1 protein-coding gene is annotated in these 408 nt (G+C 49.0%); it reads left to right on the top strand.

Going from position 1 to position 408, the window contains the following annotated elements; translation table 11 throughout:
* On the top strand, positions 1-408 hold a 408-nt coding region (locus GSQ84_RS26490), incomplete at both ends, for a hypothetical protein (protein WP_216849048.1).

Below are 408 nucleotides of genomic sequence, written 5' to 3'. Positions count from 1 at the left end.
GGAGAGGGGCAGCCTGCCGGCATGACCAGGGAAGCTTTCCTGCAAAAGATGTTCAGCTACTTTAAGAACGCGGTACACAACTCCAAGCCTGCCCAGGAATATATCAGCAGCAGAAAGCTGAACTTTAGTAAACTGGAGATCGGGTATAATGCCGGCCAGTTTCACCACGGTACCCGCAAAGAGGAAACTTTAATTGCACAGTGCCTTCAATATGGCTTATTGAACGATGAAGGGCTGGTGAGCAAGACCAGGGAAAAAGCCTACCGGGTATTCGGTAAAAGCTGTGTGGTGTTTGCGCTGAGAAACAGGGAAAACCAAATCACGGGGCTGTACTTCCGTTCCATCCTGGATACTGAAAATGCCAAACACTTTTACCTGAAAGAGCGGAGCGGCCTTTATCCTGCTTAT

The sequence above is a fragment of the Pedobacter sp. L105 genome (assembly GCF_009765875.1).
In the GTDB taxonomy this organism is placed as follows: domain Bacteria; phylum Bacteroidota; class Bacteroidia; order Sphingobacteriales; family Sphingobacteriaceae; genus Pedobacter.
Note: the sequence above shows the minus strand (reverse complement) of the source record. Positions and strands in the feature narration are given on the sequence as shown.